General features: G+C 45.8%; 15 protein-coding genes. 5 read left to right on the top strand and 10 right to left on the bottom strand.

Annotated elements, in window-relative coordinates; genetic code table 11:
- The first annotated feature begins 67 nt into the window (after positions 1 to 67).
- Entirely contained in the window at positions 68 to 532 is a 465-nt protein-coding gene (locus QP775_RS19020; RefSeq protein WP_239332310.1) for a phosphatase, read from the top strand.
- A gap of 161 nt (positions 533 to 693) precedes the next feature.
- On the opposite strand, the gene QP775_RS19015 is transcribed toward QP775_RS19020, so the two are convergent.
- Positions 694 to 1,248 (bottom strand): nitroreductase family protein, encoded by a 555-nt coding sequence (locus tag QP775_RS19015; RefSeq protein ID WP_285108412.1) that lies wholly within the window; start codon positions 1,246 to 1,248, stop codon positions 694 to 696.
- Positions 1,249 to 1,403: 155 nt separating this feature from the next.
- Between QP775_RS19015 and lplA the strand changes: the two genes are divergently transcribed.
- Together lplA and QP775_RS19005 are read left to right on the top strand one after the other, a co-directional pair.
- On the top strand, positions 1,404 to 2,408 hold the full coding sequence (gene lplA / locus QP775_RS19010; protein ID WP_285108410.1) for a lipoate--protein ligase: 1,005 nt from the start codon (positions 1,404 to 1,406) through the stop codon (positions 2,406 to 2,408).
- 467 nt (positions 2,409 to 2,875) lie between these two features.
- Positions 2,876 to 3,682, top strand: coding sequence for a Cof-type HAD-IIB family hydrolase (locus QP775_RS19005; RefSeq protein ID WP_239332316.1), 807 nt, complete (start codon positions 2,876 to 2,878; stop codon positions 3,680 to 3,682).
- A 104-nt stretch (positions 3,683 to 3,786) separates the two neighbouring features.
- Here the strand turns inward: QP775_RS19005 and QP775_RS19000 are convergent, their stop codons facing one another.
- The gene (locus QP775_RS19000; protein ID WP_285108406.1) at positions 3,787 to 4,647 is read right to left on the bottom strand and encodes an MBL fold metallo-hydrolase; all 861 of its coding nucleotides are present in this window, start codon (positions 4,645 to 4,647) and stop codon (positions 3,787 to 3,789) included.
- Between the two features lie 177 nt (positions 4,648 to 4,824).
- On the opposite strand from QP775_RS19000, the gene QP775_RS18995 reads away from it, so the two are divergent.
- Positions 4,825 to 5,559, top strand: coding sequence for a glycerophosphodiester phosphodiesterase (locus QP775_RS18995; RefSeq protein ID WP_285108404.1), 735 nt, complete (start codon positions 4,825 to 4,827; stop codon positions 5,557 to 5,559).
- A 241-nt stretch (positions 5,560 to 5,800) separates the two neighbouring features.
- Here the strand turns inward: QP775_RS18995 and QP775_RS18990 are convergent, their stop codons facing one another.
- From QP775_RS18990 to cysT, 4 genes are read right to left on the bottom strand one after another with little or no spacing between them, the layout of a single operon-like run.
- Positions 5,801 to 6,889, bottom strand: a complete 1,089-nt coding sequence (locus QP775_RS18990; RefSeq protein WP_285108402.1) for a sulfate ABC transporter substrate-binding protein — start codon at positions 6,887 to 6,889, stop codon at positions 5,801 to 5,803.
- Between the two features lie 17 nt (positions 6,890 to 6,906).
- Positions 6,907 to 7,971 (bottom strand): sulfate/molybdate ABC transporter ATP-binding protein, encoded by a 1,065-nt coding sequence (locus QP775_RS18985; protein ID WP_285108400.1) that lies wholly within the window; start codon positions 7,969 to 7,971, stop codon positions 6,907 to 6,909.
- Positions 7,961 to 8,800, bottom strand: a complete 840-nt coding sequence (locus QP775_RS18980; RefSeq protein ID WP_239332326.1) for a sulfate ABC transporter permease — start codon at positions 8,798 to 8,800, stop codon at positions 7,961 to 7,963. Before QP775_RS18980 ends, QP775_RS18985 begins: the two co-directional genes overlap by 11 nt.
- Positions 8,797 to 9,612, bottom strand: coding sequence for a sulfate ABC transporter permease subunit CysT (gene cysT / locus QP775_RS18975; RefSeq protein ID WP_239332328.1), 816 nt, complete (start codon positions 9,610 to 9,612; stop codon positions 8,797 to 8,799). The genes QP775_RS18980 and cysT overlap by 4 nt, the downstream gene beginning before the upstream one ends.
- A gap of 240 nt (positions 9,613 to 9,852) precedes the next feature.
- Between cysT and QP775_RS18970 the strand changes: the two genes are divergently transcribed.
- The gene (locus QP775_RS18970; protein ID WP_239332330.1) at positions 9,853 to 10,263 is read left to right on the top strand and encodes a secondary thiamine-phosphate synthase enzyme YjbQ; all 411 of its coding nucleotides are present in this window, start codon (positions 9,853 to 9,855) and stop codon (positions 10,261 to 10,263) included.
- Between the two features lie 53 nt (positions 10,264 to 10,316).
- Here the strand turns inward: QP775_RS18970 and QP775_RS18965 are convergent, their stop codons facing one another.
- The 4 genes from QP775_RS18965 to QP775_RS18950 all read right to left on the bottom strand — a co-directional run bounded on the left by QP775_RS18965 (position 10,317) and on the right by QP775_RS18950 (position 13,069).
- Positions 10,317 to 11,006 (bottom strand): hypothetical protein, encoded by a 690-nt coding sequence (locus tag QP775_RS18965; protein ID WP_285108397.1) that lies wholly within the window; start codon positions 11,004 to 11,006, stop codon positions 10,317 to 10,319.
- Positions 11,007 to 11,262: 256 nt separating this feature from the next.
- Positions 11,263 to 11,583, bottom strand: a complete 321-nt coding sequence (locus QP775_RS18960; protein ID WP_239332334.1) for a LysM peptidoglycan-binding domain-containing protein — start codon at positions 11,581 to 11,583, stop codon at positions 11,263 to 11,265.
- Positions 11,584 to 11,819: 236 nt separating this feature from the next.
- Positions 11,820 to 12,425: a TetR/AcrR family transcriptional regulator gene (locus QP775_RS18955; RefSeq protein ID WP_028545933.1), complete on the bottom strand. Its 606-nt coding sequence runs from the start codon at positions 12,423 to 12,425 to the stop codon at positions 11,820 to 11,822.
- An 11-nt stretch (positions 12,426 to 12,436) separates the two neighbouring features.
- Positions 12,437 to 13,069 carry a YigZ family protein gene (locus QP775_RS18950; RefSeq protein WP_239332399.1) on the bottom strand — a complete coding sequence of 211 codons (633 nt, stop codon included), beginning with the start codon at positions 13,067 to 13,069 and terminating at the stop codon, positions 12,437 to 12,439.
- Between the last annotated feature and the right edge of the window lie 53 nt (positions 13,070 to 13,122).

The raw sequence follows: 13,122 nt of genomic DNA, 5'->3' as shown, positions 1-13,122 counted from the left end.
GGTGCAATTCGGTTTTAAATTTGCGATAATACAATAGAACCACCCTTATATTCAAGGAGGAACCCTTATGTCGGTGCATCACAAAACATCATGGGCATCGCTTGGCGCCGCCATTGTCGTTACCGTCTATTATACGATTGTGCTGCTGACGCTAAAAGGAAATATTGCGCTGTACAGCACCGAAATGATGGCACTTGCCCGCAATGTATTCGGAATCGCCGTGGTGTTCCAAGTACTTATGTATTTTGTTAACTTTATGTCCAAAGACGAAGCGGAAGACAAAGAAGTGGCGCGGCACATCTCGCTCAGAGCGAATCAAGGCGCACTATTCTTTATGGTCCTTGCGGTAGCATGCTGCGCTGCCTATTTGATATACGTATCCGATACGCGAACACTGCTGTTGTCACCACTTGTATGCGCCCATCTGCTCGTCAGCGTACTGTTGGCTGCCTGGATCGTCAAATATTTATCTGAGCTTATTTTCTACCGTCGTACGTTCCGAGCAGATCCGCTAGACAACGAACTATCCTGACGCTAAATGTAAACGATTTCTTGTCATATGCATGCTTCATGAACTTGCCTAGCTTATGTAAGCTAACAAAGACTGCCCTCTCGTGTAAAGTTCACGATGCGGGCAGTCTTTTGTCATCTCTATTCTAAATGTTTATACGTCTTCAGAAGGACGATAATAACTTACAGCACCGTGAAGCGCTCTTCAGCAGGTGTGCGTGGACGTGCCGCACCAGCTTTGTCCACGAAGCCCATATGCAATACGGCAATGATCTTCTCGCCAGGTTGAACACCGAGCGTGTTACGGAAGTCTTTGTTGTAAATATATTCGCCCGTATGCCAGAGCATCCCAATGCCTTCTTCCCATGCAGCTAACTGGAAATTCTGGACTAGACTGGCTGCAGCCATCATATCCTCGTCCCGAATGTGCGGATGTGCAGCCTCTGGCATCACTACGACCAAGTAAGCTGGAACAGAGTTGGCATATTTAAGCCATTTGGCTTTCTGCTCTTCGTCAGCACCTTTGAACTTTCCTTTTAACAAAATATTGTAGAGGCAGTTTACCAGCTGACTTTTGCCCTCATCGGCTGCAAATATAAATCTCCAAGGCTCACGCAAACCATGATTAGGTGCCCAGACTGCATCGTTAAGCAGGCGAATTACAGTCTCCTGCGGCAATATTTGTTCCTTAAATTGGTTGGTAGTACGGCGATTACGGATCGTTTCAGATATAGACATATTGGTACCTCCCCATTTATATAAAAATTGTATGATCAAGTTTTCTTCTTTATTATATTTGATAACGATTATCAATTTCAAACATCATTTTATATTTACTAGGGAATCGATTACAATGTATATATAACAGCTGCACCCAAGAGGAGGACCATTAGATGAAATTTATTGACAACCAAGGCATTACTGACCCGCGCATTAACTTGGCGATTGAGGAGTTCGTACTTAAGCATCTTCCGATGGACGAGGATAGCTATTTGTTATTTTACATAAATGAGCCATCTATCATTATCGGCCGCAACCAGAATACAATCGAGGAAATCAATGCCGATTATGTGAAAGAGCAAAATATTCATGTCGTGCGCCGCTTATCTGGCGGCGGTGCCGTCTATCATGACCTTGGAAACCTGAACTTCAGCTTTCTGACCAAGGATGATGGCGAATCGTTCAGCAATTTCCGTAAGTTTACACAGCCTGTTATCGATATGCTCCGCTCGCTTGGCGTAGATGCGGACCTGACAGGCCGTAACGATATTCAAGTTGGTGAGCGCAAAATATCCGGTAACGCACAATTTGCTAGTCGCGGCCGTATGTTCAGTCATGGCACGCTGCTGTTTGACTCACAAATGGAGCACGTCGCTTCCGCACTTAAAGTTAAGCAGATGAAGATTGAATCGAAGAGCACCAAGTCAGTGCGCTCCCGCGTCGCCAACATTACCGAATTTTTGGACGAGTCCATGTCAGTCGAAGAGTTCCGTGCTGCTATTCTGCGTCATATCTTCGGTATGGAGCCAGGTCAAGTGCCACAATACAAGCTTACCGAGGAAGACTGGAAGAAGATATACGAAATCTCGGAAGAACGTTACCAGAGCTGGGATTGGAACTATGGCTACTCACCTAAATTCAACGTACAGAACGCCAAAAAATATCCGGCGGGCATCATCGATGTACGTCTTGATGTCAAGGACGGACGCATTCAAGCCGTCAAAATATTCGGAGACTTCTTCGGCATTGGCGAAGTAAATGATGTAGAGACCTTGCTGGCTGACGTAAAGTTCGAGGAGCAAGCCGTACGTTCTGCATTAGCTGATTTGGATATGGTGCATTACTTCGGTAATATCGAGAAGGAAGATTTTGTTCAGCTGTTGTTGCTCCAGCAATAATAGCTTCCGTATGAGATATTAGACCCCGTAGTCTCAAGTGAAAACAACTGCTTTATTGATGAACAACCTGAACCAAAGGGACATTTAGTAACACGGCCATTAGCAATCAAACAGGACATGCCTACACACGTTAATCGTGTTTAAGGTAAGTGTCCTGTTTATTTTTTTAGAGGGTTGCATTGCCAAACACCACTCCTATAAAATAATTAGTTTGCTTTCTGGGTGCAGACTTGGAGCCAGCGTTATACAACCCCTGTGCGTATTGTCATCCTTTTTGCCTTGGAGCCGTGGCTGCCGCACTTACGACATTATTATCTTTGCAGGATATAAGCTGGGAGTGCTTGCGTTGTGGGTTTGTATCTGCATTTTTGCCAGTATGATCGTTGCGGAATTGAAATGGGGCTCACATCAGGTACAATAGAGTAAGGAACACAATATACAAATATATAAATCCAAGGAGAGAACTGATGTACAAATTAATCGCAATAGACGTTGATGATACACTGATCACGGACGAGAAGCTCGTAACAGAAGGTACAAAGCGAGCATTGGAACAAGCCGTCGCGCAAGGCGTGCACGTCACACTCGCAACAGGACGTATGTATGCTTCTGCGCGCAAGATCGCACTGCAAACAGGGTTAAACGTACCACTTATTACGTATCAAGGCTCCTTGATCAAAAATATTATGGACGGCGAGGTCCTTTACGAACGCGCTGTGCCAAATACGGCTGCCCAAAAATTGCTCCAATACTGCACGGAGCATAATGTGCACCTGCAGTTGTATGTGAATGACCTTTTGTATGCCCGTGAAGAAAATGATAAATTGATTGGCTATTCTCAATTAAACAATATTCCATACGTGATTGAGCCGGACTTTGACAAGCTGCTAGCTTCCCCGTCAACTAAAATGCTCATGATCGATGAGCCGGCACGACTGGATGAAATTGCACCTGAACTTCGCGAGCTGCTTGGTTCTGAGGTTCATATTACGAAGTCCAAGCCGCACTTCTTGGAAGTAACCCATCATGAAGGCACAAAAGGCAATGCACTTCGCTTTCTGGCCGACCATTTTGGCTGCTCCATTGAAGAAACGATTGGTATTGGCGATTCATGGAATGATCATGATTTGATCGAAGTCGCTGGTCTTGGTGTTGCGATGGAAAATGCGGTGGACTCACTGAAACAAGTCGCAAACTATGTGACGTTGTCCAATAACGAAGAAGGTGTTCGTCACGTTATTGAGAAGTTTGTACTGCAAACTAGCAAGGTGTAACCCAATCATATTAAAACGACCACAGTCTCCTTTTCAAGGCGATTGTGGTCGTTTTTTCACTTTTCAAATAATAGAGTCTTTCGTCTACTTCTACACGGCTGGAATTACAGCGTTATCGTTAGACCCGTATGCGCCAATCTGACCTCTTTCGGGAGCGGGTAAGGCTCACGCACATCAACTCCATGTGACATGTGTGTAAATATCGTATGTGTAGGTCGAATTTCCTGCAGAAGCTCAATCGCCTCAACCATATCGTATACAGATCGTGTCTCGTAAGCAAATGGTTCGTGATAGAAATTAGTTCCAATTACTAGCAAATTGAGTTGCTGCAGCTGCGACTTTTCATATTCACCAAGTCCGATAGCATCCGAAGCATACGCCCATGCTTCGATACTCTTCCTAGCACGCCCATTTACCGCAGAATCCGATTCAGAAGGCTGATCCCGTTCAAACCGGTACGCATACGAGTAGCCATTTTTACCATGATTGACTCGGATTGGTCGAACACGCCACGCCTCCCATATCCACTCTTGCTCCATCGGAATAAAATCGATATGTCGATCCAACCAGCCATACATCTGCTTGATCGTATCGATAACCTCTTGAGGCGCAATTACACGCCCACGCCGCTCAAGCCATCGGCACACATCCGCATAAGCGGGCAAGCCGGCAATATGGTCCTGATGCGCATGCGTAATTAAAATATCCGCAATAAAACGAATGCCTGTCAACTCCATTTGCAAAGGCCAATCTGGACCACAATCCACAAGCAACTGCCGATCACCTTGATATAACAAGACGGATGAACGATAACGTCGATTGTGACCAACTTGTCTCGCTTCTTCACACACTGGACAATTACAATATACACGCGGAACGCCAAGGGAATCACTGTTGCCTAGAAATACACATTGCCATTCCAGCCTATCTCGATTCAACTGAATGCTATTGACATTACAAAGCATAAATCGTCTCTCTCCCTGCTACTCTTTACAAGAACATAACATGTTTGTTCATTTACGATGTTTTTCTTTTTCAGTATAATCGGTTTCAGCAAGAAGATGTGATCTTTTGTTATGTTATTTCGCTGGAATGAGCGTAAAATATGACTATAACCCGCTCTTACTAAGGAGGACGTTAGTGTGAAAGGCCAATTGGATAAGACCAGCTTGGAAATTGTCGCACATAGAGGCTATGCCGCTATCTTTCCCGAAAATACGATGGAGGCTTTTCGCCGATCATTAGATCTGGGCGCTGATAGCATCGAATTAGATATTCATCATACAAAGGAAAGCATCCCGGTAATCATACACGATGATACCTTGAATCGTACAACAACTGGCACAGGCCGAATTCGGGACCTAACGCTTGCTGACATATTGGAAGCGGATGCCGGCATCAAGTTCAAGTCTGAATTCGCTGGTTGTAAAGTTCCCTTGCTGGAAGAAGCTTTGGAGCTCTGTTCGGAGCGTAAGGCAGGGCTTCAGCTTGAGCTAAAAGAGCATATTACAGAGGAAGAAGGCCGCGCTCTACTGCAAATGTTGAACATTTATAATCTGATAGAGCGGACGATCATTATCTCATTCCATTCCAACAATTTGATGCTTGTACGCAAACTACACCCAACGATTGAGCTTGGATTTCTGACAGACAACCATGTCGCATTGGAACCACTGACAGGACTTGGCCGTGCAGCTTGCTGCCTTCAATATGAACTGGTACTTAATAAGCCTGAACTCATAAGAGAGGCTAATGAACTAGGGCTTGATCTTGCTGTATGGACTGTTCGCTCACTAGAGATCGCCAAGCAGTTATACGCACTTGGAATTAGAAGAATGACGACGGATATTCCTTTGCTCAAATCTGATATCGTGTGACGTAATAGGAACATTTTTACTCATCAGCAGCCATAAGAGGCTTGGTTTATTTCCAGATGAATAGTCTGAAATCTACCTAGCCTCTCCACTGTACTCCTGAACGCCTAACAAGCAGAAATACGCTAAACAGTCCTATTATTGACATAACAATAACAAAAAAGCATCCTCATAATTGAAGATGCTCCTGTAAGATGACAAAAGTCCACTGCTGATGGTTCTATTAGTGCTTTGAGCAGCCGTATCAGAAGCCAGCCAACACTTGATACCATATTCCTCGTTTACTGTATAACGTCTCTCGAACGTGTTCCCAGCCGCCCATATCCTCAATCGTAAATAACCCTTCCGGATTAACAATCTGTGCAGCTTGTTCTTTGGCTACCTGCTTGTTAACGGCACGGAAACCCGCTTCCACCCAAATCTGTTGTGCCTTCTCGCTTCTGGCAAAAGCAACAAACGCCTCTGCCGCTTCACGTGTGCCATGCTTATCTGCATAGCGGTCGACCACCACAATTGGATTATCAATGCGAATCGTATGCTTCGGCACCACGATTTCATAGTTTACGCCTTGTTTCTGGCGTGCAATCAGTTCATTTTCATATGTGACGATCGCATCTCCAACCCCGTACTCGAATGCTGCCATAGAGGCACGACCGCTTTTATCCATTGAGATCACGCGGCTGTGAATATCAGCCAGCAACTTTTTAGCATACGTAGGCGCTTCTTCACCCTGCTCTTTGGCCAATTGCAGTCCTGAACCATAGATCGCATTAATATCCCATTGCGCTCCGCCCGACGTTTTCGGATTAGGGTATAACACATCTACATCTTCGCGTGTAAGGTCCTGCCAATCCTTTATCTGATGCGGATTGTGCGCTCTGGTACCAATAACTACGATTGAGTTGGTTACCATGCCGCCATAAGGATCTTGCTCCTGCCATTGTGGAGATACTAGCTTAGCCTTAACAAGCTTATCCACATCTCCCGACATCGCAAATAAAGCGACATCGGCCTCCAATCCCCCTGCAATGGAACGAGCTTGTGTGCCAGAAGCCTCGTATGATTGCTGCACTTGGACTGTCTGCCCTGTCTGCTGCTTCCACGCCTGCTGAAAGGCTGGAATAATAAGCTGCAGCGCATCTTTTGCAACCGAATAAGCTCCGATCACTAACGTTACGGAGGAGTTCTCCTTGCTCTCATTCGTGAGCAGACTCTCGCGTGGGGATGCTTCCTGCTGTACACAGCCGGTTAAGCTGACAGCTGTAAACGTAAGCAGAAGCAGAAGCACAAAAACTGATCTAAACCTCGGCTTCTGAGCATACGGACGTATCATGAAGCATTCTCCTTCCGCTAAATGTGAACAGGCATAGGGTCTTCTTTTAACGGATTCTCCATTACCCAATGGTCATCTTCATTAAATAAATATACACGGTGCACAAGCACCTGCACCTCTTCACCAATCTGCAATACCGGATTCTCCAACGTTCGGTAAGTCTTGAGCGTCAACTGTCCTACTGCTACCTCAACCAACCACTCGCTTCCTCGGAAATGCAGCGCCTTCACGACGCCTCGCTCGCTTGCAGATGCCAGACGCAGCTCACCAACTCTGCCCACTTCAATGTACTCTGGACGTATAAGCGCTTTGCTATTTGGCCAGGCCGAGGTTGAATCAAACCCTTTTAACGTGTGCACATTGGTTAATATCGTAGACTCCCCGATAAACTCAGCTACGAACGGAGTTTGCGGTGTCTTGTAAATATCCCAAGGTGTCCCCTTCTGTTCGACAGCGCCTTGCTGAATAATCATGATCTCGTCGGCTACTTCAATGGCCTCATCCTGATCATGCGTTACGAATATGGAGGTAATGCCGACACGATCAATCAGTGATTTCAGCCAACTGCGCAGCTCTTTACGAATCTTTGCATCAATGGCCGCAAACGGCTCATCCAGCAGCAACAGCTGCGGTTCTGGCGCAAGCGCCCGCGCAAACGCCACTCTCTGACGCTGACCGCCCGACAATTGATGCGGGTAGCGTTTCTCTATCCCGCTTAGTCCTGTCAGTTCCAGCAATTCGGCTACTCTGGCGCGAATTCGATCTTTCGGCCACTTCTGAATCGTTAAGCCAAAGGCAATATTATCAAACACAGTCATGTGCTTAAACAAGGCATAATGTTGAAATACAAATCCAATCCCGCGCTCCTGGGGCGGAACATCATTTACAACCTTATCGTAGAAACGAATCTCACCGCTGTCTGGCCGCTCCAATCCAGCCAACATCCGAAGAACAGACGTTTTGCCGCCACCGCTTGGACCAAGTAAGCCGATCAATTGACCCGGTTCGATCGCAAAATTCACATTGCGGACAGCATGATATTGACCAAACCATTTGTTTAAATCTCTGACCTCAATGTGCATCTGCCTGCACCCCTTTTCTTTTTTTGGCCCATTCCATCAACAGCAAAAGCGTCACGGAGCCAATCGCAAGCACGAGCGATACACTATTCGCTGCAGCGATATTAAAATTATCAACGTCTTGATACACGAGTGTTGTCATCGTCTGTGTCTTGTTAATAATGTTGCCTGACACGACCAGGACCGCACCAAATTCACCTAATGAACGTGCAATCGTTAAGACTACGCCGTAAGTGACACCCCAGCGAATTGAAGGCCAAGTCACTTTCCAAAACGTCGTCCAACTGTACGCGCCCAACAACGATGCCGCCTCTTCCTGCTGTGTTCCAATCTCCTGCAGCACCGGCACTACTTCACGCACCATAAGCGGAAAAGTAACGAATAACGTAGCTAGCACCATGCCAGGAAAAGCATACACTACCGGGACACCTACCTTGGCAAGAAAAGCACCCAGCACCGTATGCGGACCAAGCAAAAGCACAATCATAAAACCGCCAATTACTGGCGAGACCGCAAAAGGTAAATCTATGATGCTATTCATCAATTGACGTACACGTCTGCCAAGCCAATCCCCCCGGACAATTACGATTGCTGTCAAAATCCCAAAGAAGGTGTTAAGCAGCGTCACAACGATGACAACACTTAAGGTCATCCACATGGCGTGCAGCGCCTCAGGGCGAAGTAAGGATTGTGTAAAGGAGCCAAGACCCTGCTCTCCAGCACCAAGTACAATTTGTACCAGCGGAACAATTAAGAGGACAATAAATAGAATATACGTAAAACCTACTAGGGACTTACCAGTACGAGAGATGCGGGGTGGTCGTGATGTCATGATCGTCCCTCCCGAGCTTGCAGCGTATTAATAAGCCACAGAATAAGGAAAGACAAAGTTAGGAGGATAACAGAGACCGCTGCGGCTCCTTGCGGATTATCGCTCTCGATCTCTCCAAAAATATATACAGAAGCAATTAACGTCTTGCCTGGTATGTTGCCAGCCACCAGTACAACGGCCCCGAATTCAGCAAGCGCTCGGGAAAACGCCAGCATTCCGCCACTAATGATGCCCGGCCTCATCTGAGGAAGCAACACTTGAAAGAACGTCCTCCACTTCGAGGCCCCGAGCGTATGAGCAGCTTCCTCCTGCGTACGATCCGCTTCCTCGAGAAGCGGCTGTACAGCACGAATGACAAATGGAAACGTGACAAACACCATTGCAACAACAATCGCAGGCTCTGCAAATACAATTCGCAGGCCCATTGAGTCAGCCAGTTGACCAACCCAACTGTTCGGGCCGAGCAAAAGCAATATCATTAATCCACCTACTGCTGTAGGCAGCGCAAATGGTAAATCCACAAGACTGTTAAGTAAAGTACGACCAGGAAATTGATAACGGTGCAGAACCCAAGCGGATAACGTTCCAACTGCAACGTTAATAACGGCAGCAATTAAAGACAAACGGATAGTCAACCAGACGGATTGCCATGCAAGCGGCTCAGCTAGACTCTCCACCAAGACGCCTAGTCCTCCAGACAAGGACTGAACATATATTCCTGCGATCGGTAAAATGATTAGCAACAACATATACAAGAGCAGCGTCGTTCTAAATCCCCACAGCACCCCTTTATGATGCAATACCGCATTCAAGACAATTCCCCCATCCATTTGCTCTCTGCCAAATAAACTTTAATAATTCCTACTTGTTTACTTGGTGTTTATTTTAAAATACTTTACCAAATGTTAGTACGTCCGTCAATACTTAATTAAACGTTATGTAAGTTATTCAAAATCCTTATTATGGGTTCATTCGCCCATATATGTCATTCTGAAAATAGGAGAAACTTTGCATATCATTACACGTCTAATATAAAAGGGAGGGAAACCAAAATGCTCCATACGATAAGGCTTCGCACCTTGCAGCGAGATGATATGATCGAGATTACAAAGCAAGTATCTACCATTGTGCGCAGCGCAGGCATTATCAGCGGTATAGCGATGGTGTACTGCCCACACACAACAGCAGGCATTACGATTAATGAGAACGCAGATCCTGATGTCAAACACGACGTTTTGATGAGACTTGACGAGTGCTATCCGTGGAAACACGCTAAATACAGACACACTGAAGGGAATTCCGCCGCACATTTAAAGGCCATCACCGTAGGAAGCTCTGAAACCATCATCATCCATGACGGCAATCTGCTGCTCGGGACCTGGCAAGGCATCTACTTCTGCGAGTTCGACGGACCACGTGAACGTCAATGCATCATTCGTTTAATACCTGATTCAAACAACTAGCTTAACTGGATGATACACAAAGGCACCTGCCAGAGACAGGTGCCTTGTTTGCGTTATAGAAAGGGTGCCTTGTCCATCATGATAGACTGTTGATTCCCCTGCATACTATGAAAACCCACAATGCGGTTCGTTTTATCAACCGCGACTACATACCTCGTATTTTCCACCTTGTCCCAAAACATGAAGCGACCCCTTATCCATTCACGACGGTGAATTCGTACGAGGGACTCCTCCTTCACCTGAAAATGCTCCGTTATAAACCATCGTGCCTTTTGCTCTGCTGAGGTTGAATATTGATCCTTCCATCCGTTATGCCTTAGACTATCCATTCCTATAACACCTAACGAGTATACTTTGTTGGTGCTGCAATCAATCTCGGCAAATATACCGTTTACATCCTGTCCTACTGTTGTTGACCGAGGCGTTACACGGCCGATAATCGTGACCATATCGCCTGCTGCTTGTGAATTCAGGCCGTATGGCTTTAAATTTTTACTTAATCCATAGGATAAATGCAGCTGTTCCGACGGAATCGTAAACTGTAAATATTGTTCCATCCCCTCAATTACTACACGTTTTAGCGCTGCTTTATCCAGGCTATGCTCCTTTTGTACGTCCGCAATAAGCCTCTGAACCTCGTGCAGCTTCTCCTCTGTCTGCTGACCACAGCCAAGCAGTACAAACATTAGTCCGGCCGCTAGGAATCCGCGCAGTATTTTTTTCCACTTATATATATGCTGCACGGCTGCTCCTCCTATTACCCACTCCTATTTTATAAAGACAGGACACGGTGCTATCTTAATTCTGACCTACATTTTACATACATTCAACTTACATTATTGCAAGATTAAATATAAGCCGCTGTGATGATGCGAACTCCTATCGTACAACTGGCTTCATACACAGCAAAAAAGCATCTGCATACGTACAAAACTGTACGTAAACACATGCTTGATACCTCATATAGACTAGTTGCCAACGTCTCTTCATGTGTAAGGGTCACACGTGTTGGCTTTTGAGTTGGGCTACTTCACGTTGAAGCTGATGTACTTGTCGCTCCAATACCGACACTCTTCTTTCTAAAGCAAATGTATCAGGAAAAAGAGGCGGTATAGGCTGTCCCCCACCAGGAATAAATGGCGGGACTGGACTCACAGGAATCGGTATCGCACTTCCTGTAGGCACTCTTACGACCTGCCCAGGGTATACAATATCATTCAAAGTCAAGCCATTAACCTGCGCCAAATAGGCTGGAGATACACCATAACGGCTGGCAATCGTATATATGGAATCCCCTGGCCGTACTACATATTCAATCATGCTGACTGTCCTCCCAACTCATGCTGTGCCCAGAAACTTCACGATAGCATTGCGGTATCACACTAAACTTTGACCATAGTAAAGTACGAGTATACAACATTTCCTGCTGTATCATCCGCAATCCGGTGCTGCTACAGTGTCGTTAGATCCACTGGGCTAATGCCAGCATATGTAGCCAGACAGCTAAACGTGTACACTGCCATTGCCTAATTTGTAAGGAACACGGGAGAAGTTCCTTATGCAGATTGTGCTGCTTCTTCGACCGCTTTCATACATAAGAAGCGGACGTGTGCAGTAGCAGCCGGCTTAACATCTTCAAAAGTTACTTGATCTTGAATGTAATAGGAAATAAATCCATGCATAGCTAAAAATAAACTTCGTGGTATGTTGTGTCGGTCATGCTCAGACAACCTATGCGAACTTAGTGATTGACGAACAATAGTAGAGAACATCTCAAAGCAACGACTTTGCTCCGTGCGAGCATAGGCAAGCAATTCCTCGTCCCTGGTCATAAACATAATCTCATAATGATGGGGATGATTAAGGCCATAGCTCATGAACTCAAGCATCACCTGTTCAAGCTTCGACATCCCATCATTTGGCGCTTGATTGAGAACACGCTCAAACAGACGACCAAGACGCCTAAAATCTTCTTGAACCAACGCATAAAAGAGTTCTGCTTTATCTTTAAAATGATAGTAGAGCGAACCATGACTGTATCCAAGCTGCTGACCTATACTGCGCATCGAAATAGCTCGATACCCTTTTGTTACGAAAAGATGCCTAGCTACCTCTAATATACGCTCACGCGACAACTCCTGATCTACTGCTTTTCTTGGCATAGCGGTTCTCCTTATTGTCCCTCAATGTAATATACAAGGTCTCCCTTCCTGATAGCCGCTTGACCTTGCGTCAAGTCAGTCATCCACGCCATAAAGGAATCGCTTTGCGAAGCGACCGGTAAACATACCAAAGTCACTTTATCCGTAAATGTCGTGTCTCCCATCCGTGTATCTCTATTTCTAAGTTCATTTTCAAGCTTGCCTAACCATGTATAATCGACTTCGACAAACACTTGCTGGTGCAACACATTCACGATTGATTCTGCACCCTCAATTGCAGCCACGGCACCATCCGTGTAAGCGCGAATAAGTCCCCCTGCACCAAGCATAATGCCACCGAAGTAACGAGTAACGACGATTGCCACATCCTTCAAGCCTTGATTCTTCATCACTTCTAAAATAGGCTTGCCGGCAGTCCCGCTCGGTTCTCCATCATCGGATGCCTTCTGAATCTCATCACGCTCCCCGATCATGTAAGCCGAACAGTTATGAGTGGCATTCCAATGCTTCTTCTTGATCTCTTCTATAAATTCAAGCGCTTCCGCTTCGGTTTTTACCGGCTTCGCGTAGCCGATAAAACGCGACTTTTTGATTACAATCTCTTGGCTGCCAAATTGTCGCACCGTCTTGTAGCGTTCCAACAACAACATTCACCATCCACTTATTGCCAAGAAAGCAGTTCCCCATATTCGGTGAA

This window comes from Paenibacillus sp. UMB4589-SE434 (assembly GCF_030226685.1).
Taxonomy (GTDB): Bacteria; Bacillota; Bacilli; order Paenibacillales; family Paenibacillaceae; genus Paenibacillus_B.
The sequence above is the reverse complement of the archived record's forward strand: the minus strand, read 5'-3'. Positions and strand labels throughout refer to the sequence as shown.